Below are 25,091 nucleotides of genomic sequence, written 5' to 3' on the forward strand. Positions count from 1 at the left end.
CTTTGTTCAGTTTTCAAAGGTCTACTTCATCGAGAGTGTTTCCCGATTCATTTTTGGCTGCCGTAGCAACTTTTATATCATATCAGAGAGACAAACGATTGTCAACTCTTTTTTAAAAGTTTTTTCGATTTCGTTTTTCGAAATCTTTCAGCAACTCATTTATCATAACTTATCGTTTGTTATTTGTCAAGAACTTTTTTGAAGTTTTTTTCGATAGAATCAAGCTTCGCAAGTGGTTCTTTTTTAATGACTCAGTTATCTTATCATGTCGTTAGTAACATGTCAATAACTTTTTTGTTATGTTTTTGAATAAATATTTTCTTCTGTCTTTTGGACAAGTAATAATATACCAACTAAATTTAGCTTGGTCAACGAATTTTTTGTATTTTTTCAAGTTTTTTTCAATAAACGATTATTCATAACTTTTCTTTCTTTATCGTTCGTTTTCGTCTTCTTTAATGTCTAGAATAGTCGGCATTAGCTTTTGAACTTTCGTTATTATTTATTCCTTTCTACACAGCAAAAGCTGCCTAAGGAATTCCTTAGACAGCTTTTATTCGATTATCTCATTGTTGGGAATAGCAAAACATCCCGAATTGATTGTGCATCAGTTAGCAACATTACTAATCTGTCGATCCCGATGCCTAGACCACCAGTTGGCGGCATACCGTATTCTAAGGCTTCCAAGAAGTCTTCGTCTACACCGTGAGCTTCGTCATTTCCTAGTTCACGTTCTTTTTCTTGCGCTTCGAATCTTTCTCTTTGATCAATTGGATCGTTCAGTTCTGTAAAGGCATTAGCAAATTCGCGCCCCACGATGAATAGTTCGAATCGATCTGTGAATCGAGGATCTTCTGGATTTTTCTTCGCTAAAGGCGAAACTTCGACTGGATGTCCGTATACAAACGTCGGTTGTGTCAATGTTTCTTCAACAAATGTTTCAAAGAATTCATTGATAACATGTCCGACACCCATAGCTTCGGTTACTTCTACATTGTGTTTTTCGGCTAAAGCTAATGCTTCTTCCAATGTCATTTCTTGCCAGAAGTCTACACCAGTTTGTTCTTTGATTGCATCTACCATATGGATGCGTTTAAAGTCACTTTCTAAGTCGACAGCTTGTCCATCATATGTGATTTTTGCTGTTCCTAGTACTTTTTCAGCTGCGTTACGGATAATACCTTCTGTCAGATTCATTACATCATTGAAATCAGTATATGCTGTGTATGCTTCTAACATCGTAAATTCTGGATTATGTGTAGTATCAATTCCTTCATTACGGAAAACGCGGCCGATTTCATAAACTTTTTCCATTCCGCCAACAATTAGTCGTTTTAAATGAAGTTCTAGCGCAATACGCAAATATAAATCAATGTCCAGTGCATTATGATGCGTGATAAATGGGCGTGCGGCAGCTCCACCTGCCTCATTGTGCAATACTGGTGTTTCTACTTCAATATAGCCATTGCCATCTAAATAGCGACGGATTTCGCTGATAATTTGGCTTCGTTTCATAAATCGGTCAAAGCTTTCGCGATTACTGATTAAATCCAAGTAGCGTTGTCTGTAGCGTTGTTCAATATTCGTTAAGCCATGGTATTTATCTGGCAGTGGACGAAGTGCTTTTGACAAAATCGTGATTTCTGAAGCTTTGATAGAAACTTCGCCTGTGTCTGTTTTCATGATTTGTCCAGTTACACCAAAGAAATCTCCAAGGTCTGCATGTTTGAATACTTCATAGGCCTCATCACCTACTTGGTCTTTTCTTACATAAATTTGAATTTGGCCTTCACGATCTTGTAGATGCGCAAATCCAGCTTTCCCTTTTCCTCGGCGAGTCATCATACGACCAGCTACACTAGCGGTCAATCCCATTTCTGCTAGTTCTTCTTTTGTTCTTGGATCAAATAGTTCATGCAATTCTTCTGAGTTGTGCGTGCGTTCAAATCGTTTTCCAAATGGATCGATTCCATCTTCACGCAATTGTTCCATTTTTTGACGACGTACAAGCATTTGATCATTTAAATCTTCTACTTGATGTTGTTGTTCCTGTGTCACAAAAGTTCCTCCATTCTCATGTTAATCTCTTTCCTATAATGCCAATGAAACACAAAAAAAGCAAGCCGAACTTGGAATTTCGGCTTGAAAATTCACGAAAAACTTAGAAATCACAACGTTTATTTCAATAGTACTTTTTCCGCTTTTTCTACAAATTGATCCAGCAGGTCATTGATTTCCTGCTGTTTTTCTGTCTGATTGATTGCTACTTTCACTTTCGCTGCTCGAGGAATCCCTTTTAAATAATAAGCCGCATGTGTTCTGAATTCTCTACAAGCTACTTTTTCTCCTTTGAGATCTGCTAAGCGTTGTAAATGAAGTTTAGCTGTAGCAATTTTTTCGGCTGGTGTTGGTTCAGGAATCAGTTCTCCTGTTTCGAGATAATGCTGTGTGCGGTGAATCATCCATGGATTGCCCAGCGCTGCACGACCAATCATCACACCGTCTGCACCGACATAGTCAAGCATCCGTTTTGCATCTTCTGGCGTTTTGACATCCCCGTTCCCCATAAATGGGATCGTCAAATGTTTTTTCACTTCTTTCAATACTTCCCAGTCCGCTTTTCCTTCATACATCTGAACCCGTGTACGTCCATGCATAGCGATGGCACTTGCTCCAGCTGATTGTGCTGCTAATGCATTTTCTACAGCAAAGACGTGCTCTTCATCCCAACCAATACGCATCTTGACTGTTACTGGGATATCTACTGCTGAAGAAACAGCTTGGACCATTTCGTATACTTTCTCAGGATCTAAAAGCCATTTTGCTCCTGCTTCTGCTTTGATTACTTTATTTACTGGACAGCCCATATTGATATCTATTATATCGGCAGCTGTGTTTTCTTCGACAAATTGAGCAGCTTCAACTAGACTATCTTTATTTCCGCCAAATATCTGTAAACTTAATGGATGTTCTGTTTCTTCAATGTGGAGCATCTCTAAAGTTTTTTTGTTTCTGAAATGAATACCTTGGTCACTGATCATTTCACATACGACTAAGCCTGCACCAAATTCTTTGACAGTGACTCGAAATGCTGAATTTGTTATTCCAGCCATCGGTGCAACAACGACACGATTAGGGATTTCCACATTGCCGATTTTCCATGTGTGTTCCACTTAAATCCCTCCTAAGGCTTCTTTCTTCAATCCAGCTAATTCTTCTTCACTATACTTGTATTTGTTATTACAGAAAGAACAAACCGCTTCTGCACCGTGATCTTCGTCTATCATTGCTTGGATTTCTTCTGCACCTAACGCGATAATTGCTTCTGCAAATTTTTCTTTTGAACAGTCACATTTGAATTGAACAGGCATTTTTTCCAAAATGTTCAATTCTTCTGTACCAAGCAATCCTTTCAATATTTCTTCTGGTGTCTGTCCTTCATCTAAGAGGGTAGAGATTCTTGGTGTCGTTTTTAATTGTTCTTCGATCTTGCTGATTGTTTCTTCATCGGCACCTGGCATGATTTGGATCATGAATCCTCCCGCCGTCTTGATGCTGTCGTCAGTATTGACCAATACACTCAGTCCAACAGCTGAAGGGATTTGTTCTGAGATAGCAAGATAGTAAGTAAAATCTTCAGCGATTTCTCCAGAAACAATCGGCGTTTGCCCAGAAAAAGGTTCTTTTAATCCTAAGTCTTTTGTGACAGTAAACATTCCTTGTGTTCCAACTGCTCCCCGCACATCGATTTTACCTTCACTATTTAGAGGAAGACTGAGATGCGGATTTTTGATGTAACCTTTCACATCTCCCTTTCCATTTGCATCTACTACAATTCCTGTTGCTGGACCATCGCCTTGGATTCGAACAGTTAGTTTGTCTTCTCCTTTGAGCGTCGCACCAAGTAGCAGACTACCGACCAATGTCCGTCCCAAAGCAGCTGAGGAGGTGTGCCAAGTATCATGACGTCTTTGTGCCTCCGCTACGGTATTTGTTGCTTGAACGGCGTATGCTCGGACGAATCCGTCGTGAGCAAGTGCCTTAACCAAATAATCTTTCATTTGTTATGTACTCCTTTTTCCGTTTTTAAACTCATAGTGAATCATACTAGCAACTACTGCTTTTTTCAACTTTGGAATGCTTCTTTTAAAAATAATTCAGAATCATCTAGAAAACAGGACATCATCCTATTTACAACTTAAATAAAGAAATCTCCCGAAAACCGGTTTTTGTTCCGGTTTTCGGGAGTCAAATCAGATCAATTGACCTATATTTTTTTATTTGTATTGATCGTCTGAATGATTATCTTCTGATTGTTGAGAATCTGAATCATGTTCTGCTTTATTTTCCTCATTCAGTTCATGTTTTGCTTCTTCAAAATCACGTTTTTCTTCCGCTTGTTTTTCAGCGTCTTTTTCTTCCAAAGCACGTTTTGCTTCTTCAAAAGTTTTCGCTTCTTTTTCGCTTGGATAATCATTTGACTCAGTACCTTCAGGCATCACACCGTGTTCAAACAATGACTTGATTGCTTTGGCATCCAATGTTTCGAATTCCAAAAGTTTTTCAGCAATCAGTTTATGCTGTGCACGATGAGCTTCGATGATTTCTCGAGCTTTATCATGAGCTTCCATCAAGATTTTTCGTACTTCTTGATCAATCTCGAAAGCGACTTGTTCAGAGTAAGCTTTTGTTTGACCATAGTCGCGGCCAACAAACACTTGATGGTTTCCTTCATATTGAACAGGACCTAAACGATCACTCATTCCATATTCTGTTACCATGCTTCGTGCTAGAGCTGTCGCTTGCTCAAAGTCATTGGAAGCACCAGTTGATTGGACATTGAAGATGATTTCTTCAGCTGTACGTCCACCAAGTAAGCCTACGATTTGTTCAAACATATCTTCTTTCGTCATCAAGAACTGATCTTCTTTTGGTAAAGCGATCATATATCCGCCGGCGCGTCCGCGAGGGATGATCGTTACTTTGTGGACGACCCGAGCGCGACTCAATACTAATCCGACAATCGTATGACCAGCTTCGTGATAAGCAACCATTTCGCGTTCTTTTTTGCTGATTACGCGATCTTTTTTAGCTGGACCTGCAATCACGCGATCTTCCGCTTCATCGATATCAGAAGCATCGATTTTCTTTTTATTTCTTCTAGCAGCTACTAACGCTGCTTCATTCAAGACATTTTCTAAATCTGCTCCGGCAAAACCTGGTGTCTGTTGAGCCACAACTTTCAAGTCAACGTCATCTGCCATCGGTTTATTCCGTGCATGGACTCGCAAGATTGCTTCACGACCTTTTACATCTGGACGTCCAACTAAAATCTGGCGGTCAAAACGGCCTGGACGTAGTAACGCTGGGTCTAGTACATCAGAACGGTTGGTTGCAGCAATGACGATTACTCCTTCATTTCCGTCGAAGCCATCCATTTCTACAAGCAATTGGTTCAATGTTTGTTCGCGTTCATCATGTCCGCCGCCCATACCGGCACCACGTTGACGACCTACCGCATCAATTTCATCAATGAAAATGATAGCTGGTGCGTTTTTCTTCGCTGTTTCAAACAAATCACGAACACGACTTGCTCCAACACCGACAAACATTTCTACGAAATCAGAACCCGAGATCGAGTAAAACGGTACTCCAGCTTCTCCGGCAACAGCTTTTGCTAATAAGGTTTTACCTGTTCCTGGAGGTCCTTCTAAAAGTACACCTGCCGGGATACGGGCACCTAATTCAACAAATCGGCGAGGATCTTTCAGAAATTCAACAACTTCAACTAGTTCTTGTTTTTCTTCTTCCGCACCCGCTACATCAGAAAAACGTACGCGATTAGCTTTTTTGTCTGCTTCTTTGGCTTTTGATTTACCAAAGTTCATGACACGGCCGCCACCGCCACCGCCGCCGCCTTGTTGTCCCATCATCATGTAAAAGAAAAAGATGATGATTACGATTGGCAAGAAGCTAAGCAATAGGGAAACCCATATACCGCTACTTGATTCTTCTTTTACTGTTGTAGCAACTTTGTTTTCTTTTGCCAGTTCTGTTACTTGGCTCAATGTTGTATCATTTGGCAAAATGATTGTTGTGAAATGGGTAGTAGTCGTATCTGTTGAACCTAAGATAGCTAACCCACCGCTGTTAGCGACGGTCTGCTGTTCTTTGTATTCACCAGTGATCTTATATACACCATTTGCAGGCTGCACTTCAAATTCTTTGATCTTGCCTGCTTGTAGTTGTTCTGTGAATTTTGAGTACTCGATATCTGACGATCGCTGGCCGTTATTACCAAAAATAAAATAAACGACCATTACCATCGCTAAGATTACGAGGACATAATACAAGGCATTTTTCATCATGCCGTTGTTCTTTTTGTTCATAGTTGCCCTCCCTAAGCGTCAATTTAATTTAACAGTTTTTTATCAATCCTGACCATTCTATTGTACCATAATTTAATTGAGATACAGCATTAATTTGATTGATAAACACTAGGTTTCAATACACCGATGTACGGAAGGTTACGATATGCTTCTGCATAATCCAAGCCATAACCGACCACAAATTCATTTGGTACGTTGAAGCCAACATAATCTGCTTCGATATTTACTACTCTTCCTTCAGGTTTGTCAAGTAGTGTAACAATTTTGACTGATTTTGCTTTGCGGTATTTGAAAAGATCCACTAAATAAGCAAGTGTTCTTCCGCTGTCAATGATATCTTCAACGATCAACAGATCGCGACCTTCTACATTCGTATCTAAGTCTTTGACGATTTTTACTTCCCCTGACGAGACTGTTGCATTCCCGTAGCTTGAAACATCCATGAAATCCAATTCCAAATACGTATCGATAGAACGAACGATATCTGCCATGAATGGTACCGCTCCTTTTAAGACACCTACTACTAGGGGATTGGTGTTTTGGTAAATTTCTGTTAACTCTTTGCCTAGTTCTTTGCAACGAACTTGTATCTCTTCTTGTGAGATCAAAATTCTCTCAATATCCTTTTCCAACATCAGGTTCTCCTTCCAATTGCTTCTTTTTGATATTTGTAAAGAAGTATGTAGTGTATTTTATCAGTTTCTTCACGAATACTCAAATATGAAAAGGCAAAAGGTATCAAGCTATATATATTTCTTTTGGCATCTGTAATGATCCAAGCATGCTGCCTTTGTGAATTAGGTACTTTCTGATCGATAAAATATCTAGATACTTTTTTTGTGAGATTCTCTGTTAATTTAATGCGGTCTCCTGCTTTTCTTTTTTCGACATACAGTTGCACATCAGCAGGAATCCAAATGTCATGAGAAAATAGAGACCATGAATCTGTTGCTTTGATGTCCCCTGCATTTTCAGGTTTGACCAGACCAATCCATTCTGTTTCATTCAAATATATTCCTTGTTCTGGAATCAGCAACAAGCGCTGGTCTTCTGTCTGGCTAGTTGCTTGTTTTTCTTTTTTAGCGAGTACAACAAAATGATACTCTCTTTTCAGTATCCACTTATTGCCAATACTGAGTTGCCATTGGCTTTTTTTCTGTTGCCACTGTTCTAAAATCGACTCCATTTGTTGTTCTTTCAAAATAATCCCTGTTTTTGAGAATGCTCTGTCGAAAAAGGAGTAAAAAAAATAGTATCGTTCAGCATCTGTCATTTCTTCGATCATTTCTGCAGAAAATCGAAATTGTTCCTCCCACTGTTCGACTTCCTTTTCGATCAACTGTCCCATATATTTTTGAATGACTTGGTCTGCCCATTGGATCTGTTGCGAAAATTGCTGGAAATGTCTCAACGCCTGTGTATTTTCTTGTTTCAATTGAGGAACTACCAAATGACGAAGCCGATTTCTCTGGACATCTAACAATTGGTTTGTCTGATCCTCAAAGTAAACAAGCTGCGATTCCGCTGCATAAGTATATAGGTCTTCTTTGCTAAAACTCAGCAACGGACGAACCAGTCTGCCCGTAGCAAATGGTTGTACTTCTTTGATTCCAGAAAAAGTATTTAACTGTCCCCCACGAACGATTTTCATTAACACCGTCTCGATTTGATCATCTCCGTGATGAGCAGTCATCAACGTGTCATATTGTCCTTCTTCCATCACGCGAGTGAATTCTTGATAACGAAAGTTACGAGCTTCTGTTTCTATGGCGGATTTGGCTGGATCTTCCCAAATACTTACATATAAAGGGAGATTCTTCTCTTCACAATATGAGCGAAGATAGGCAGCTTCTTCTGCTGATTCTTCTCTTAATTGGTGATTGATGTGGACGATACCTAAAGAAAAACCGATTTGGCGTTGCACTTGTAAAAGTAAATGGAGCAAAACCATCGAATCAACACCACCTGATACCGCTGCTAAAATTCTCGATCCTTGTTGCCAGAATCCTTGTTCATTCCCGTGCCGAATAAATGACTGCTGTAATAGCGGTGCTTTTTTCCCGCCTTTTTCAACGTTCATCCTTTCCACACCCTTTCTTCCTAAAAAAAAGAGAGCGGGAAAACGTCTAAAACGACAATTAACCTGCCCTCTGTTGATACTATGACCCAAATAGTCGCACTATCATTATTTGCGGCTTTTTAGCTGCGGCGTCCGCCACGGCCACCGCGCTTTCCTTCTGTGTTTCGCTTCAATGAAGATAAGCGGTCATCGCTATCTTTCAAAAATGAACTCATCAATGAATCGAAGTCTTCTTTTTGAGCTGAAGGTTGACTGCGAGAAAAAGATTTTTTCTGTGCTGGACGATTTCGGTTGTCACGGGGATCTTTTTGTTGATATTTTTTAGGACGGCTTTCTTCTCCAGATTCAGCAGGTTGTTCCTGCGCTTTCCGGATAGATAGTCCGATTTTTCCATCATCATTTACTGAAATAACTTTGACTGTTACTTCATCTCCTACACTTAAAACATCATGGATGTCTTTTACATAGCCATTTGACACTTCGCTAATATGAACTAGACCCGTTTTTCCAGCACCTAGATCAATAAACGCACCAAAATTTGTGATTCCTGATACTTTTCCTTGCAGTTTTGCTCCTACCTCGATTGACATAAAAAAAATGTTCCTCCTAATTATTTCCCTTTTTTATATTCCTGCTTATTTTGCAGTTGTAGAACTAGTTGATTGATCTGTTTCATTTGTCGAGCTGTCTGTATTTGATTCTAATATAGGATAAACTTTTTCACCGTCTTTTGAGTAAAAGAATTTGCTTCTGGCAAGTTTAGCTACATACTCATCATCTTTCAGCAATGAAACATCTTGGTGCAGCTGATCAACGTCTGCGTTGACTTCTTTCATTTCAGTATTTGCTTCGACTCTCAATTCGTTCAATTGATGCATCCTTTGCATGTCATGGAAAATCTGCACACCTATTATCGCGAAAATGACCAAAGCACCAACAAAAATTGCAGCCAGTCTGCGTCTTCGAAAAATCAGTTGACGTTGTTGTTGCTGAAATTCAGCATACTTTTTCTTTGCATATTCCGTATCTAGCGCAGCGATTTTATTGCTTTTTTTCGTCACTTGGATTCGCTCCAATCTTTTTGATTGTCTTTTTCATTATACCAATATCGTGAAAGCTTGTCTAATCTATTTCTCTAGTGTTTCTGTGCGATTTTCAGAAATAATTTCGTACATTTTTTGTGCATCTTCTTTTTTGGTTGATTCATGTAATTCCGTAATTTTCACTTCCAACGTTTTGTTGCCAAACTGGACTTTCAAAATATCGCCTACTTTGACATCACTGGAAGATTTCGCCAATTTACCGTTGATTTGAATTCTTCCTTTATCAGCTACTTCTTTTGCTACTGATCGTCTTTTGATGATTCGGGAAATTTTTAAAAATTTATCTAATCGCATATCTTATTCCTCACTTTTTAATTTTTTTATTTAATCGCAGGATCTTCTTACCAAAAGGCAACATTAGCCATTCTCGTACTGTAAACAGACGAAGACGGATCACTGTATAAATGAACACAGAAGCCCCGATCCCAACTCCTATCACGCTGACAAAAAAAGCAGTGGAACGATGAGTTACAGGACCAAACACTATATTCAATACACCATAATACAGCAGCAGTACTACTGCCATACAAAGAAGGCTGATCATCAACTTCCGTCCAAAATGCCGTTCTTTCCAAAAAGCATTTAGCTCTTTTGTTTCAATTCGAACAAAATACCAAAGCGTCACACCTAATCCTAAAAGGGTAGACAGGCTTGCACCTGCTGTTCCTAATAAACCGGTCAGAAAAGAAGTAGTCAATCCTTTTACCAATAGTCCCCATCCTGCGCCTTTTAAAGAAGGGCGAAACGAGTTCTTGCTTTGAGCAATACTTTGATAAGCTTGGATGACTGCAGTGAAAGCAATGGAAAAAACAAACAATACAAGCGCTGCATTTCCCGCATAATCTTTAAACAACGCATAATTGATATAAGGGAGCAGCAAGGCTAATCCCAAAGACGCAGCTAATGCTAAAGCGGTCGTCAATCTAAGATAGATTTTGGCTGTCTGTAAAAACTGACGATAGATCCGGTTGGTCAAATGACGAGTCAACGCAGGCAGGAATGTCGCACTTAATGCAGTGGCAATCACTAAACCTAATTGTACTAAAGGCTGACCTCGATCATAGACCCCTTTTGCTATCTTCGCACCGTATTCTGACAGTCCGTAAACTTCCAAAGCATTTTTTACAAAGAAAGAGTCGATCAGCTGGAAAAAGATAAGCAATCCACTATAAATCGAAACCAGTCCGCCTTCTACCAGAAAACGCCGGATCAAGGGCTTTGACGGCTGTTTGAACAATGGAAACCGTCGGAAGCTTAACGCTCCTCCATGAATCTTTTGTTCATAGTAGTGAAGGATCCCATATGCGCATAAACCGCCAAAAACAGCTCCACTCATTGCTGCCGTCCCTGTTTGGTACACCGTCCATCCAAGCTTTCTAAAAGCAAACGCACTACAGACAATCACAAAAACACGAACGAACTGCTCAACTACTTGAGAAACAGCAGTTGGTTCCATCAAGAATCTTCCTTGGAAATTCCCTCGATAAAAAGATAGACCAGGCATCAGCAAAAAGGTAAAGGAAACTACTTGGATCAGCGGTTTCAATTGTATGTCTCCCATCATCCAAGCAATCCAGCTGCTAAATGCAAAGACAAACAACCACAAAAAGACACCTGTCCAAAATACTAAGGGATAAAGATTTTGCAAAGCTTGCTTTCGCTCGAAAGGATTCTTTCTTTCTGCAACGTACTTTGATATGAACTGCGGAAGACCGGATAAAGCTAAAGTCATTGCTATCCCATAAATTGGATAAACTTGCTGATAAACATAAAAACCTTCGTCGCCGACTAAGTTTTGGAGGGGAATTCGGTAAAGGGCACTTAATACTTTTGCTATGAAAGAAGCAATCGTCAATACAAATGCTCCTTGCATGACGCGCCGCATTTCTTTATGATCCAAATCATTGCTCCTTCCTACGCTGACAGATATTTTTGCTCACGCAACGCTTTGACAAACTTTTGGATTTCCTGAAGCCATACTGCTTCTTCCATTTGGTTGGGGATCGTCAAGCGTATCACCATCTGTTCTTTTTCAACGCCTAGACTGGCTTTTAGTTTTGTCGCTGTCAGTGCTTCGAATAACTGTTCCACACTATAGCGTTTTGTTCCAACTTTACTTAGAGTAAAGACTATATGCGCCTCCTGTTTCCTTATCGTTTCTAGGAGCGCTCGATCGCCATCCATTTTGATCTGCCCAATTGTCAAGAGATGTGCTACTTCTTCTGGATATTCTCCAAAACGGTCGAGCAGATCATCTTCTAGTTCATCTAGCATTTCTTGCGAATCAAGTTCACGAATTCGTTTATAGATCTCGATTTTCTGCCGTTGATCTGCCACGTATGTTTCAGGTAGATACGCATCGACACCGAGGTCGATCTCAACAGTGGTCTTCTCCACTTGACTATTCTTTCCTTGTTTACGAGAAACAGCTTCGCTTAGCATTTGAGAATACATATCGAAACCGACTGCATCAATAAATCCATGCTGCTGAGCACCTAAGAGATTACCTGCACCGCGAATGGAAAGATCCCGCATCGCAATCTTGAATCCAGATCCCAGTTCTGTAAAATCTTTGATTGCCTGAAGACGTTTTTCACTGACTTCGTTAAGGATCTTCTGCTGCTCATACATAAAGTAAGCATATGCGACACGGCTGCTTCTTCCTACCCGCCCTCGCAATTGGTATAACGTGGATAATCCCATATAATCAGCGTTCTCAACGAACAACGTATTTGCGTTCGGGATATCTACTCCTGTTTCAATGATGGTTGTAGTGACAAGAACATCATACTGACCTTCAATAAATTCAAAAAGCGTATTTTCTAATTGCGCCTCTGTCATTTGCCCATGAGCATAACCGATCCGTGCTTCCGGAACGAGTTCTTGGATTTCTTCTACTTTTTGTTCGATCGTTTCTACCCGATTATATAAATAGAATACTTGCCCACCTCGTCCCATTTCTCGATGGATTGCTTCGCGAATAGCCCCAGGATTTTTTTCCATAACATATGTTTGGATCGGATAACGATTCGCAGGCGGTGTTTCGATTACTGAAAGATCCCGCACGCCTAACATCGACATGTGCAAAGTTCTCGGAATCGGTGTTGCAGTCAGAGTCAAAACATCCACTTGTGCACGTAACTGTTTCAATCGTTCCTTATGTTTTACACCAAAACGTTGTTCTTCGTCAATGATCAGTAGACCCAAATCGCTAAATTCAATATCTTTTGACAAGATTCGATGGGTTCCTACAACAATATCAACTTGACCTGTACGCAGTTGTTCGATGGTTTCTTTTTGTTGCTTTCTTGTTCTGAAACGACTTAATAGCCCGATATTTACAGGGAAACCTTCAAATCTTTCCAGCATCGTTTCATAGTGCTGCTGTGCCAAGATCGTTGTTGGAACTAAAAAGGCTACTTGTTTGCTTTCCTTTATCGCTTTAAAGGCCGCTCGAAGCGCTACTTCTGTTTTCCCATAACCAACATCACCTACGAGTAGTCGATCCATTGGTTTTTCTTTTTCCATATCCCGTTTGATCTCCGCTGCACTTCTCAACTGGTCATCAGTTTCAGAGTAGGGGAAGGCATTTTCGAATTCTTTTTGGTAGGCGTCATCAGGTCCAAAAGCATATCCTTTTTCTGACTCTCTTGCGGCATATAATTTGATTAGATCGTCAGCGATATCCTCGATTTTTGAAGAGACTTTTCGCTTGGTTTTCGTCCATTCACTTCCGCCTAGCTTATTGATGCGAGGCGCTTTGGCTTCAGAGGCGACATATTTTTGGATCAGGTTCAGTTGAGTAACAGGAATAAACAGTTTATCGTCGTTTTGGTACAAAATAGTCATATAGTCTTGGTGAACGCCATCTACTTCTAGCGTTTCCATCCCGATGTATTTCCCGATACCATGATTGGCATGGACAACGTAATCTCCTGCTTTTAATTCATTATAGCTTTTCAATCGCTCTGCGTTTGTTACTGTTTGACGTCTCGTTTGTTTTTTTGTTGTTTTTTGAAAAATTTCTTTTTCTGTGATAGCTACTATTTTTTCTTGAGGAAGTTCAAAACCAGCTTGCAAAGCTCCTTCAACTAATTGCACTTGTCCTCTGATCAATGCATTTTTTTCTGTTTCTACTACTAATATGTCTTCATCTCGAAGCATTTGTTCTGCTTTGCGTATCCTGTCCTTTGTCGGAATAAAAATCACAACAGTTTGCTTTTGCTTGCGCCAACGGTCCATTTCTGTTTTCAGCAATGGCATTTGTCCGAAGAACTGTTGCATCGTCCGATATTGAAAATTATGGATTGCTTGGAAGCGAAGATTTCCCATTCCTTTTTGAAAGAGCGAGAAAAAGGTTGTGGTGAACTTTTCCTTCTGCACGATTTTTTGTATATCTGCTGAAAATGTCTGCTCAGAAAACACCCGCAATTCGCTGATTTTTTGAGTCTGCCATTCTGCCGCTTCCCTTTCAATTTCCCGATTTGTTTCCATGATTCGCTGATAATCATCAACGACTAGTAAACTATTTGAAGGGAAATAATCCAAGATCGTCACAGATTCTTGGTAAAGAAGATCTGAGTAGAATTTTGCTTCTTCTGTCGGGACACCTGCTTGCCAGCTTGAAGTCAGCTGACCGAAGTAATCTTGCAAAAACTCGCGGTCTGCTTCTTCTGTGGTCGCAGCAAGCCGTTTTTCTAGCATTTTTTGCATTTGCTCTATTCCATGTTCTAGATCCTCTGGTCCGTAGACTTGTTCACTCGTTGGGGAAACCCAGATTTCTTCCGTTTTTTCGATTGAGCGTTGTGTTTCTGCTTCAAAATACCGCATAGAATCTATCTCTACATCAAATAGTTCTACACGAACAGGATAGGTTGTCGTTAACGGGTAAATATCGATAATGCTTCCTCGAATACTGAATTCTCCCGGTTTTGCGACCATCTCTTCTCGTACATAGCCCATCAAAGTCAATTGGCGAGGAAGATTTTCCACGTCTATCTCATCACCAATATGCCAATTCAATTGCGCCTGTAGCCAAGTTTTCTTATTCGGCAGTCGCTTGTGCAAAGATGCGACTGGCAACAAATAGATACCTGCTTTTTTTTCTTGAAGTGCGTTAAGCGTTGCGACTCTCTCGCCTCGCGCTTCTGGAGAAGAAAAGGCCATTTCAGCAGAAAGCACTTCATCCACTGGAAATAAATGGATCTGATCTTGCGGAATCACATGTTGCAGATCTTCTGCTAACTGATTCGCATAATACAAATTTGGCATCAGAATAATCATGTTTTTATTTGTTTTCTTAAACGCTCGAGCAAATAGAAGTGTTTTCGCTGAGCCCGCTAATCCTGTGATTAGTTGTCTAGGCATTTTTTCTTCTAAATTGCTGACCCATTCTTTTACTTGCGGATCTTTTCCGACTAATTGAATAATATCCATTCCTTTTCCTCCTTCCTCAATTGAATCGATTCATCGCATCCACGAACGAATGCCCTTCTATGAGATATTCGACTGCTTTAACAGATTGACACATGCTTTCTTCTATCAAAGGCTGATTTTCTTTGCTGAAAGGACTAAGCACATGCTGGACTACTGTTTTTTTCCCTTCTGGCCTGCCGATTCCCACCTTGATTCGATCAAAGACATTCGTATTCAAATGGGAAATAATACTTTTGATACCGTTATGCCCGCCGGCACTTCCCTTTTGACGGAGCCGGATTTTTCCCACTGCCAGATCTAAATCATCGTAGATTACGACTAATTCCTCTGGATAAATCCCAAAATAAGTCATTAGTGGGCCGACTGCACGACCAGATTCATTCATGAATGTTTGTGGTTTGACTAAAAGGATCTTTTCTCCATTATGAAAAAATTCGGCAACTTCTGCTTCGAACGGATTTTTTTTGAAAGTAGCTTGATGCTCGCGTGCAATTTTATCCACGACCATAAAGCCGATATTGTGTTTTGTATATTGGTATTTGGTACCTGGGTTTCCTAACCCGACGATCATTTTCATTTTTGTTTTCCACCTAATTCTAAAAAGCAGCACAAAAGGCTGGACTGCTAATTAGCGGTCCAGTCCATCGAGCTTTTTTCTTTTTTATACTTGTCAATGCATAGTATAACACAAAACAAGGCGTTTCGGCTAAAAGAGAATCGTTAATAAATGATAAAGAAATTAAAAATTTCTTCAAAGTTTAATGAAATAATTGATATATAAAAATAGTGAAATAACGCACATGTAAGCTTTTACATATAATACAACCTTGTTATCTGTTATATTTTATAGCCAAATAGCGTGACATGGGGCTTGAGAAATGTTAGCATAAGCATGGGAAAAAACAAATCAATGGAAGGATTGATACTAAATGACTGCAGCTGCAGAAAAAAAAGATCATCAAAAAGTTATTCTTGTTGGAGACGGCGCCGTAGGTTCTAGCTATGCCTTTGCTCTAGTTACTCAAAATATCGCTCAAGAAGTAGGTATCGTGGATATCAATACTGCTAAAACTGAAGGAGACGCAATTGACTTGTCTCACGCTTTGGCATTTACTTCACCTAAAAAAATCTATTCTGCTACTTACGCAGACGCACATGATGCTGACTTAGTTGTTATTACAGCTGGCGCACCACAAAAACCAGGTGAAACTCGTTTAGACTTAGTAAACAAAAACCTAAAAATCAACCGCGATGTTGTCACACAAATCGTTGAATCAGGATTTAACGGTATCTTTTTAGTTGCCGCTAACCCAGTAGATATTTTGACTTACTCAACTTGGAAATTCTCAGGTTTCCCTAAAGAACGCGTAATCGGTTCAGGTACCTCTCTTGACTCAGCTCGTTTCCGTCAAGCACTTGCGGAATTAGTTGACGTTGATGCACGTAACGTCCATGCTTACATCTTAGGTGAACACGGAGATTCAGAATTCCCAGTTTGGTCACATGCAAATGTTGCCGGCTTGCAAATCTATGAATGGGTAAAAAACAACCCAGAAATCGATGAAGAAGCTATGGTTAACCTATTCTTTGGCGTACGTGACGCTGCTTACACAATTATCGAGAAAAAAGGCGCTACTTTCTATGGTATCGCAGTAGCATTAGCACGTATCACTCGTGCCATCTTAGATGATGAAAATGCTGTTCTTCCTTTATCAGTATTCATGAATGGCGAATATGGATTGAACGACATCTACATTGGTGCACCTGCTGTTATCAACCGTCAAGGTATCCAAAAAGTAATCGAAATTCCTTTAAGTGACAGCGAGCAAGACCGTATGGCTGCTTCTGCTAAGCAATTAAAAGAAATTCTAGATGAAGCTTTTGCTAAACTAGACGCTGAATAATCTTTGAACATGACGGAAAACATCTATTCGGTGTTTTCCGTTTTTTTATTTTATCACCCTTATGGTTTCTAAATTTTTTCATAAAGTAGAGATAACCTTCGTCTTTTCCTCTAAATTATGCTATCATGAGACCGTTCCACCCTAAACTTTTACTTAAGGAGTTGTCGATATGACAAGATCTTCGCATCGAAAAAAATCGAAACATGTTGCTTTGCTTTCAGCTCTTGGTGTTCTCTTAGTGCTGATCAGCTTTTATACCTATCGCAGTACATACTACACAAAGCATTTTTTGCCGAATACAGAAATAAATGGAATAAATGTCAGCAATCTAACAGTCGAAAAAGCAAATGAAAAATTAAAAGAAGCTTATTCTGATAAAAAACTGGCTATTAAAGAAGATGGAAAAGTCTGGCAGGAAGTACCAAAATCCGAGCTCGGCTACAAAGATGATTTCACTTCGGAGCTTTCTCCGATCCTAAATGAACAAAACGGATGGACTTGGGGAATGACTTATGTCTCAGCGGCAGAAAAACAAGAAATAGATCCTGTCAGTCAAAACCACCAAAAACTAGACACTACCGTTCAGACATTGACAACTAAGCTGACTGATTTGAACAAAGACCGGACACCTACTACTGATGCAACGATCGAAAAAGCAGGTGACTCTTTCGTTATCAAGCCTGAAGTCAATGGAAATACGATCGACGTCGATGCTGCGGTCAAACAATTAAAAAGTGCGGTAAACTCTGGTAAAGATACAATTGAATTGACTGAATTCAAAGAAAAACCAAAAGTAACATCTGAAGACAGCTCACTGAAAGAACAACTCGCATCCATGAATGCTATCGCAAATGTAAAAGCTACTTACAGTATAAACGGTGAGACTTTCCAGATCCCATCAAGTGATATTATGAGTTGGCTGACCTACAATGATGGAAAAGTCGATTTAGATACAGAACAAGTACGTCAATATGTAACAGATTTAGGCACAAAGTATAACACAAGTACGAATGACACAAAATTTAAAAGTACAAAAAGAGGAGAAGTTACGGTCCCAGTTGGCACTTACAGTTGGACGATCCAAACAGACAGCGAGACAGAAGCATTGAAAAAAGCGATTCTGGCAGGCCAAGATTTTACTCGTTCACCCATTGTGCAAGGTGGCACAACCGCTGATCATCCATTGATCGAAGATACGTATATCGAAGTTGATCTGGAGAACCAGCATATGTGGTATTACAAAGACGGAAAAGTGGCCCTTGAAACAGATATCGTTTCCGGAAAGCCAACTACACCTACACCTGCTGGAGTCTTCTATGTTTGGAATAAAGAAGAAGATGCAACTTTAAAAGGAACAAATGACGATGGAACACCTTACGAGAGTCCGGTAAACTACTGGATGCCGATTGACTGGACAGGTGTTGGTATCCACGATTCAGACTGGCAACCTGAATACGGTGGAGACTTATGGAAAACCCGCGGTTCACACGGCTGCATCAACACCCCACCAAGTGTAATGAAGGAATTATTCGGGATGGTCGAAAAAGGAACGCCTGTATTGGTCTTCTAACAAAAATAATATATAAAAAGAAAGCACCCGTACGATTGGTACAGGTGCTTTCTTTTTATTATCTAACCATGTGCTACTTACATTTCAGCAGCAGTAAAGACTTCTGAAACATCATCATCGTCTTCTAGCTTATCTACTAGACGTTCCAATTGCTCTTTTTGTTCCTCATTTAAATCAATCGTCGTTTGTGGAATCATCGTCAATTCTGCTTGCGCCAAAGTGAACTCTTTTTCCAACTCATCTCGTACAGCAGCAAAATCTTCTGGTGCAGTATAAATCTCGAATACTTCAGGAGAAGTTTGCAGATCTTCTGCCCCCGCCTCTAATACATCCTCAAACATCGTCTCTTCATCAACAGTCAACCCATCGCGTTCAATAGCGATATATCCTTTGCGGTCAAACAAGTAACTGACTGAACCCGTTTCTCCCAGTGATCCACCGTTTCGAGTAAAAGCTACTCGGACATTTGTCGCTGTCCGATTACGGTTATCTGTCAATGCATGGACTAAGATTCCTACTCCACCCGGACCATATCCTTCATACGTGATTTCATCGTAATTCGTTTCATCTACGGCACTCGTAGCCTTTTTAATCGCCCGTTCCACATTGTCGTTAGGCATATTTGCAGCTTTTGCTTTGTCCACAACAAGCCGCAAAGCTGGATTCATAGATGGATCAGGACCGCCTGCTTTAGCTGCCATATAAATTTCACGAGAAAGTTTCTGAAAGACTTTCCCTCGTTTTGCATCTTGGGCATTTTTTCTTCCTTGGATATTATGCCATTTACTATGTCCTGACATGATTTTTCCTCCCTTGTTCTTTTGAGAATACACTTCTATTCTAGTACTATTTCACAAAAAAACAAAGCCACAGCCAATCTATAAACGCTTCTTGAATGCCGCAAAAAGCACACATAATATCACAGCAGTCAGAGCACCGATCGAATCCAACATGACATCTTGGAACATAGGTGTTCGTCCACCGGTCATCATCTGATGGAATTCGTCCAAACCTGCGTACCCTGTTGCTGAAAGCCAAGCAAGGATCGCTGTCAGCCACCAAATTTTTAGCTTGGGGAAAACACCTAAAAACAAGCTGCCTCCCAAAATAAAATAGGTACCGAAATGTGTGCCCTTCCTTAAAAAGAACTCTAAAAATTTGGCGTAGCCCAGATGGTCGATACTCACCATACTTCCACCATAATTAAAACGTATACCCGCTAATGTGTCTTTAAATGGCTGATTAGGCAGCCAGCTTTCTAATCGCGAAACTTGTGATTGCTGTCCGTAAGTTTGAGAAGAACTGTAAAATAAGATTATAACGACTATCAGTGCGATTACTAAATAAATATTTCCGTTTTTCATTTGTTTTTTTGAAGAATTCATAAGTCACCTCTGTATTTTATCTTAGACTTTTTTTGAAGAAACAACAATCATTTTCATAGAGACTTCTTCCATAAAAAAGTGCTATACTTAATTTTGTATTACAATATGAAGGGAGTTTTTTCATGAGTTATTCATTAAATTGGAATCTAGATTCTATTTTTTCCGGAGGCAGTCATTCTGATGCTTTGAACCAACGGATGAAGCAATTGGAAGACCAAATGAACGAGTATTATCACCGCGTAACAAAATGGTCACCTAGTTCTGACAATGCAGAGCAGTTAAACGCTATTCTTCAATTGCAAGAAACGATTACGAATGGCTTTACCCAATGCAGCAGCTATATTACTGCATTGCTTTCTGCCAATGTCAATGATTCAGATGCAAAGGTCTTATCAGGCAAGCTTTACGCAATGCTGCCTCGTCTGCAATCAGCCGAAACTGTATTGTCAAAGAAATTTGCAGAAATATCTGACAATGATTGGAATCAGATGCTTTCTCAATCTTCGTTTGAAACAATTGCTTTTCGTTTAAACGAGATTCGTCGTGATGGCTCACAATTACTATCAGAATCTGAAGAAAACATTATAAATACGCTTTCTTTAGATGGTCTAAATGCTTGGAGCAGTCATTATGATACGATTGTAGCCAGCATTTCGATTCCCTTCGAACAAGATGGACAAGTAGTCGAATTATCTGCTGGACAAGCCTTCAATAAGATGATGGGCGATCCAGATCCAAAAGTCAGAGAAACACTTTTCGCAGCATGGGAAGAAGCCTGGAAAGAAAAGGCACCCCTCTTCACAGATACTTTGAATCATTTAGATGGTTTTAGACTTTCTGACTATGAACTTCATGGTGTCACAGATTTTCTACAAAAACCATTAGAGTACAATCGGTTGAAGAAAGAAACATTGTCTGTCATGTGGGATACAATCCAGAAAAACAAACAACCCCTTGTTGATTACTTGACTAGAAAAGCTAATCTTTTCGGTAAAGAAAAAATGGAATGGCAAGATCAAGATGCACCTATTATTTTAGGCGATTTGAAAGAAAAAACCTTTAGTTTTGACGAAGCAGCAGCATTTATTATCGAAAACTTTAACAAATTCAGTCCAAAAATGGCTAAATTTGCCCAATCTGCTTTTGAAAAGAGCTGGATCGAAGCAGAAGATCGTCCTGGGAAACGTCCTGGTGGTTATTGTACTGAGTTACCAGAAACAAAAGAATCAAGGATCTTTATGACCTACAGTAATTCTGTTAATGAGGTTGCGACACTTGCTCATGAACTAGGACATGCTTTCCATAGCAGCACGATGTGGGATTTACCTTCTTTAAATCGCGAATATGCCATGAATGTCGCAGAAACAGCAAGTACATTCGCAGAACTGATCGTAGCCGATGCTACATTAAAAGTCGCAAAAACAAAAGAAGAAAAAATCAATTTGCTAGATACAAAACTGCAAAATGCTTTAGCTATGTTCATGAATATCCATTCCCGATTCATTTTTGAAAATCGATTCTATGAAGCACGGCAAGAAGGATTAGTCTCAGAAGATAAGATCACAGAGATGATGGTTGAGGCGCAAAAAGAAGGCTATCAAGGAGCTTTAGCTACTTACCATCCATATTTCTGGGCTGCAAAATTGCATTTCTTTATTGATGACGTACCGTTTTATAACTTCCCATACACATTTGGCTACCTCTTTAGTTTGGGCATCTATGCTTACGCCAACCAAAAGGGAGCAAATTTTGAAGAAGAATATATCCATTTACTACGCGATACTGCCTCAATGACGACGGAAGATCTTGCGAAGAAACATTTGAATGTCGATCTTACCCAACCAGATTTTTGGCAAGCAGGTATCGACATGGTGACTGAAGATATCCAAACGTTCATGGAATTGACAGAAGAATTTATCTGATTTCTATTTTATCACAATAAAAAAAGAGTTAGTCCAGAATGGGCTAACTCTTTTTGATTAATCATTCTTACATGCTGACAGCAAAGTCAGGTGCAAACCATTGAACTGAACCAACTTTTACGCTTTCGCCTGGTTGAGGAGCATGGATATATTGTCCTCCGCCTAAAGCAATCGCTACGTGGTAAGTTCCGCCTTGTGATCCCCAGAATAACAAGTCTCCAGCTTTTGCTTGAGAAACTGAAATTTTTGTTCCAGCTGATTCTTGAGGAACTGTCCAACCACCGATGTCACGACCAGTTACTTGCATGTAAACATAGCGTGTGAACCCTGAGCAGTCAAAGCCACTTGGATCTTTACCGCCCCAAACATATGGAGTACCAATATATTTGTAAGCTTCTGCTACGATTGCTGCACCATTCACGCTTCCAGAAGAAGTTGAACCAGATGATACAGTTTGCTGTTGTTCAGGTGTTAGCGTTGGAGCCGGAGTACTACTTCCTGTGCCGTTTCCTGTATCAACACTTTGATCTGTTGATGGTGTTGTAGGCGCAGGTGTTGTTGATTCTTCTGTTGAAGATTCAGGTACAGTTGTTGATTCTTCTGTTGTTGAAGATTCAGGCACTGTTGTTGATTCTTCTGTTGCTGAAGATTCAGGCGCTGTTGTTGATTCTTCTGTTGCTGAAGATTCAGGCGCTGTTGATTCTTCTGTTGAAGATTCAGGTGTTGTTGATTCTTCTGTTGCTGAAGATTGTGTAGCTGATGAAGATTGTGTAGCTGATGATGATTCTTCAGTCATTGAAGATTGTGTAGCTGATGATTCTTCTGTTGCTGAGCTTTGTGCAGTAGATGAAGCTTGAGTAGCTTGTGCTTCAGCTTCTGCTTGTTCGCGTGCTTCTTTTTCAGCTTTTTCTTGTGCAGCTTGTTGACGAGCTTGTTCTGCTAGACGTTGTTGTTCACGAATACGAGCTTGCTCTGCTTCAGCTTCAGCTTTTTGACGGTTCAAGTCAGCTTTCTTGTCTTCAGCAGTTGCTTGTTCAGCAGCTAATGAAGTTTTCAGTACGTTCAAATCAGCTTGTTTAGATAAAAGATCGCCTTTTTGAGATTCCAAAGCAGCTTGGTTTTCAGCTAATTCTTTTAGTTTAGCATCGTTTTCAGCTTTTTTGTCTTCTACAGCTTTTTTATCTTGTTTTTGTTGTTCCATCAAGTCGTTGTTTGCTTTTACCATCGTTGTCATTGCTTGAACGCGTCCAATAGCATCTGCTAATGAATCAGCATTCAATACAGCATCGATGTAGTTTGAGCTTGTGTTGCTTACTTGTGCTTCGCGTGCTTGTTTTTGGATTGTATCTTCACGTTTTTCAATACGTTCTTGTAAATCTGCAATGTCTTTTACTAATTGTGCAGATTCTTGACGCAATGTATCTTGTTTTGCTAATAGGTCTTGTGCTTGTGTGTTGATTTCAGAAACTTGGCTTTCTAAGGCATCGATTTGTGATTGTGCATCTGCTTGTTGATTTTTCAAGTCTGCAATCTTTTGATCTTGCTGTTGTATCTGAGAATCAAAATCGTCCGCCGCGGCAGCGATCGGTGATGCTACGGCAGTCAAGGTCATTGAACATACCATTACTGCTGATATTAAACTCTTTTTCACTCTTCATTCCTCCGACTGGCTTAATTTAATAAATATCTAAATATATTTAAGTCTTTCTTAACGATATAAAAATTGTACCATAGCAGTATGTCAACGATATAATAGTTATGTTACAAAAATGTTTCAAAACAACTTTTAAAAATGACAAAACTGTTCGTTTCAGAAAATGATCATGAAAAAGCCGCGTTAAGTCTAGCATTTCTTAAGATAACAACGATTCTTTTTCGCTTTCGACCTAAAAATAAAAAAAGAAATTATTCATCACTGAATAATTTCTTAAATGGAAAAATGAATAATACAAATATAATCATGTTCAACAGCAGTGTAGGACCTAAAAACCTTGTAATAAAATACGTGTTATTTACTACTGCTAATTTAAAAATCAACTGGACCACCATCGTAAACAATTCATAACCCGTGACAAAGATGATCATACTGAAAAATTCAGTAAAGATGTTGACATGGATAACGTCTTTCATTACATACATCAACCATACAATTAAAGGAAGAGCTACTGCATAGATACCGATAACGCCAATATAGTAAGCGTCATAGATAGCCCCGAGAACAATCGTGGTAATCAGTAAATAACGTTTTTCAAACGCCATACTGCAACATAATAATGCCAATATCAGAAAGTGGGCATTTGACATATAGGTGCCTTTCGACCACTCCCCTAGCATTCTTGTTAAATGACCATCTATCAACATCAAAAAGAACAAAACGATTGGCAGATAGTACTTAATTGTTTCTTTCTTCAACATGGACTAATCCTCCGCTAGCCGTTGGACAATCGTCACAACTGACACGTCATACATTTCTGCATAAGGTTTCACATAAACTTCCCGATCCAGCCCATAACTATCTGGTTTCGTTTTAATAACCGTACCGATCGGCAAGTTAGCTGGAGAATTCCCTCCAAGACCGGATGTCTGGACAACATCCCCTTCTTTGATATCCGTATCACCAGTTAATTGGGTCACCACTAAGGCATGGAGCTTTTCATCATAGTTTTTAAGCAAACCAAACGCTTCGCCATTAGCCGAAGATACCCGTACTGGAAAATGATTGGAGCTTTCATTAGAGGATGACAGTAATTCGATTTTAGACGAAGCCGTATTGACCTCGATCACTCGGCCAATCAATCCTTTTTGCGACATGACTGCCATATTTGCTTCGATACCGTCTTTAGAACCCTTGTCTACGATCAGCATGTCCTGCCAACTGTCAGGCGAACGAGTAATGACATTTGCCGTTACTTTTTCGTAACTAGTCAGCGTCTGATTCAACTCAAGTTCTTTTTTCAACGATTCGATTTCTCTCTCGTAATTCTTGTTTTGCTGTGAAACGTCATCATAGCTATCGATTTTTTCTTTTAGCCGCTCATTTTCGGCATAAGTTGAAAAAAGATTATGGACAGAATCTACTCCATTTCGTACCCACCGTACTGGGGCAGAGATTGTTTTATCAACCATTGCAACACTGTCATTAACGATGGATTGGAAGAAATTGGGCTTTCCTTCATTCGCTCGCTGCGCAGCGGTCACACTTAGTATCGTCACCACGATGATAACAATAACCAAGGTAATAATAATATTTTTATTAGGATTGAACTTCTTCACAAAGACACCTCGAATTAATTAGACTCTTG

The 25,091-nt window shown here is 39.7% G+C and carries 20 protein-coding genes; 3 read left to right on the top strand and 17 right to left on the bottom strand.

Translation table 11 applies throughout. The features are described 5' to 3' along the window. Positions 1 to 561: 561 nt before the first annotated feature. From lysS to pth, 12 genes are all read right to left on the bottom strand, one after another. The gene (gene lysS / locus DIZ30_RS07710; protein ID WP_002296055.1) at positions 562 to 2,058 is read right to left on the bottom strand and encodes a lysine--tRNA ligase; all 1,497 of its coding nucleotides are present in this window, start codon (positions 2,056 to 2,058) and stop codon (positions 562 to 564) included. 119 nt (positions 2,059 to 2,177) lie between these two features. Then, positions 2,178 to 3,173: a tRNA dihydrouridine synthase DusB gene (gene dusB, locus DIZ30_RS07715; RefSeq protein WP_002298173.1), complete on the bottom strand. Its 996-nt coding sequence runs from the start codon at positions 3,171 to 3,173 to the stop codon at positions 2,178 to 2,180. After that, positions 3,174 to 4,061, bottom strand: coding sequence for an Hsp33 family molecular chaperone HslO (gene hslO / locus DIZ30_RS07720; RefSeq protein WP_002298174.1), 888 nt, complete (start codon positions 4,059 to 4,061; stop codon positions 3,174 to 3,176). It abuts the gene before it with no gap. Between the two features lie 216 nt (positions 4,062 to 4,277). Beyond that, the gene (gene ftsH, locus DIZ30_RS07725; protein WP_002287418.1) at positions 4,278 to 6,389 is read right to left on the bottom strand and encodes an ATP-dependent zinc metalloprotease FtsH; all 2,112 of its coding nucleotides are present in this window, start codon (positions 6,387 to 6,389) and stop codon (positions 4,278 to 4,280) included. Between the two features lie 89 nt (positions 6,390 to 6,478). Then, positions 6,479 to 7,024: a hypoxanthine phosphoribosyltransferase gene (hpt, locus tag DIZ30_RS07730; protein ID WP_002287415.1), complete on the bottom strand. Its 546-nt coding sequence runs from the start codon at positions 7,022 to 7,024 to the stop codon at positions 6,479 to 6,481. Beyond that, positions 7,024 to 8,469, bottom strand: a complete 1,446-nt coding sequence (tilS, locus tag DIZ30_RS07735; RefSeq protein ID WP_109023174.1) for a tRNA lysidine(34) synthetase TilS — start codon at positions 8,467 to 8,469, stop codon at positions 7,024 to 7,026. The genes hpt and tilS overlap by 1 nt, the downstream gene beginning before the upstream one ends. A gap of 119 nt (positions 8,470 to 8,588) precedes the next feature. Further along, positions 8,589 to 9,059 (bottom strand): S1 domain-containing RNA-binding protein, encoded by a 471-nt coding sequence (locus DIZ30_RS07740; protein WP_002287412.1) that lies wholly within the window; start codon positions 9,057 to 9,059, stop codon positions 8,589 to 8,591. A 45-nt stretch (positions 9,060 to 9,104) separates the two neighbouring features. Continuing rightward, the gene (locus DIZ30_RS07745; protein ID WP_002287409.1) at positions 9,105 to 9,530 is read right to left on the bottom strand and encodes a septum formation initiator family protein; all 426 of its coding nucleotides are present in this window, start codon (positions 9,528 to 9,530) and stop codon (positions 9,105 to 9,107) included. Positions 9,531 to 9,596: 66 nt separating this feature from the next. After that, the gene (locus DIZ30_RS07750) at positions 9,597 to 9,866 is read right to left on the bottom strand and encodes an RNA-binding S4 domain-containing protein (protein WP_002287407.1); all 270 of its coding nucleotides are present in this window, start codon (positions 9,864 to 9,866) and stop codon (positions 9,597 to 9,599) included. Between the two features lie 10 nt (positions 9,867 to 9,876). After that, a complete protein-coding gene (locus DIZ30_RS07755; protein ID WP_002298177.1) occupies positions 9,877 to 11,472 on the bottom strand; it encodes a polysaccharide biosynthesis protein in 1,596 nt (531 codons plus the stop codon). Between the two features lie 14 nt (positions 11,473 to 11,486). Further along, positions 11,487 to 15,008, bottom strand: coding sequence for a transcription-repair coupling factor (gene mfd, locus DIZ30_RS07760; RefSeq protein ID WP_002287403.1), 3,522 nt, complete (start codon positions 15,006 to 15,008; stop codon positions 11,487 to 11,489). 16 nt (positions 15,009 to 15,024) lie between these two features. Further along, the gene (pth, locus tag DIZ30_RS07765) at positions 15,025 to 15,585 is read right to left on the bottom strand and encodes an aminoacyl-tRNA hydrolase (RefSeq protein ID WP_002287401.1); all 561 of its coding nucleotides are present in this window, start codon (positions 15,583 to 15,585) and stop codon (positions 15,025 to 15,027) included. Between the two features lie 352 nt (positions 15,586 to 15,937). Here pth and DIZ30_RS07770 point away from each other — a divergent pair, with 352 nt between their 5' ends. Then, positions 15,938 to 16,912: an L-lactate dehydrogenase gene (locus DIZ30_RS07770; RefSeq protein ID WP_002287399.1), complete on the top strand. Its 975-nt coding sequence runs from the start codon at positions 15,938 to 15,940 to the stop codon at positions 16,910 to 16,912. 169 nt (positions 16,913 to 17,081) lie between these two features. Further along, positions 17,082 to 18,482, top strand: coding sequence for a L,D-transpeptidase family protein (locus DIZ30_RS07775; protein ID WP_002298179.1), 1,401 nt, complete (start codon positions 17,082 to 17,084; stop codon positions 18,480 to 18,482). A 77-nt stretch (positions 18,483 to 18,559) separates the two neighbouring features. Here DIZ30_RS07775 and DIZ30_RS07780 read toward each other — a convergent pair whose 3' ends face one another. Then, the gene (locus DIZ30_RS07780) at positions 18,560 to 19,282 is read right to left on the bottom strand and encodes a YebC/PmpR family DNA-binding transcriptional regulator (RefSeq protein WP_002287391.1); all 723 of its coding nucleotides are present in this window, start codon (positions 19,280 to 19,282) and stop codon (positions 18,560 to 18,562) included. Between the two features lie 78 nt (positions 19,283 to 19,360). Next, a complete protein-coding gene (locus tag DIZ30_RS07785; protein WP_109023168.1) occupies positions 19,361 to 19,867 on the bottom strand; it encodes a VanZ family protein in 507 nt (168 codons plus the stop codon). A gap of 122 nt (positions 19,868 to 19,989) precedes the next feature. Here DIZ30_RS07785 and DIZ30_RS07790 point away from each other — a divergent pair, with 122 nt between their 5' ends. Continuing rightward, positions 19,990 to 21,789, top strand: coding sequence for a M3 family oligoendopeptidase (locus DIZ30_RS07790; protein ID WP_002298181.1), 1,800 nt, complete (start codon positions 19,990 to 19,992; stop codon positions 21,787 to 21,789). A 67-nt stretch (positions 21,790 to 21,856) separates the two neighbouring features. On the opposite strand, the gene DIZ30_RS07795 is transcribed toward DIZ30_RS07790, so the two are convergent. From DIZ30_RS07795 to mreC, 3 genes are all read right to left on the bottom strand, one after another. Continuing rightward, a complete protein-coding gene (locus DIZ30_RS07795) occupies positions 21,857 to 23,440 on the bottom strand; it encodes an NlpC/P60 family protein (RefSeq protein WP_109023169.1) in 1,584 nt (527 codons plus the stop codon). A gap of 254 nt (positions 23,441 to 23,694) precedes the next feature. Further along, a complete protein-coding gene (gene mreD / locus DIZ30_RS07800; RefSeq protein ID WP_109023170.1) occupies positions 23,695 to 24,204 on the bottom strand; it encodes a rod shape-determining protein MreD in 510 nt (169 codons plus the stop codon). 3 nt (positions 24,205 to 24,207) lie between these two features. Continuing rightward, positions 24,208 to 25,062, bottom strand: a complete 855-nt coding sequence (gene mreC, locus DIZ30_RS07805; RefSeq protein WP_002298185.1) for a rod shape-determining protein MreC — start codon at positions 25,060 to 25,062, stop codon at positions 24,208 to 24,210. Between the last annotated feature and the right edge of the window lie 29 nt (positions 25,063 to 25,091).

It is taken from the genome of Enterococcus sp. H57 (assembly GCF_003112495.1).
In the GTDB taxonomy this organism is placed as follows: Bacteria; Bacillota; Bacilli; order Lactobacillales; family Enterococcaceae; genus Enterococcus_B; species Enterococcus_B faecium.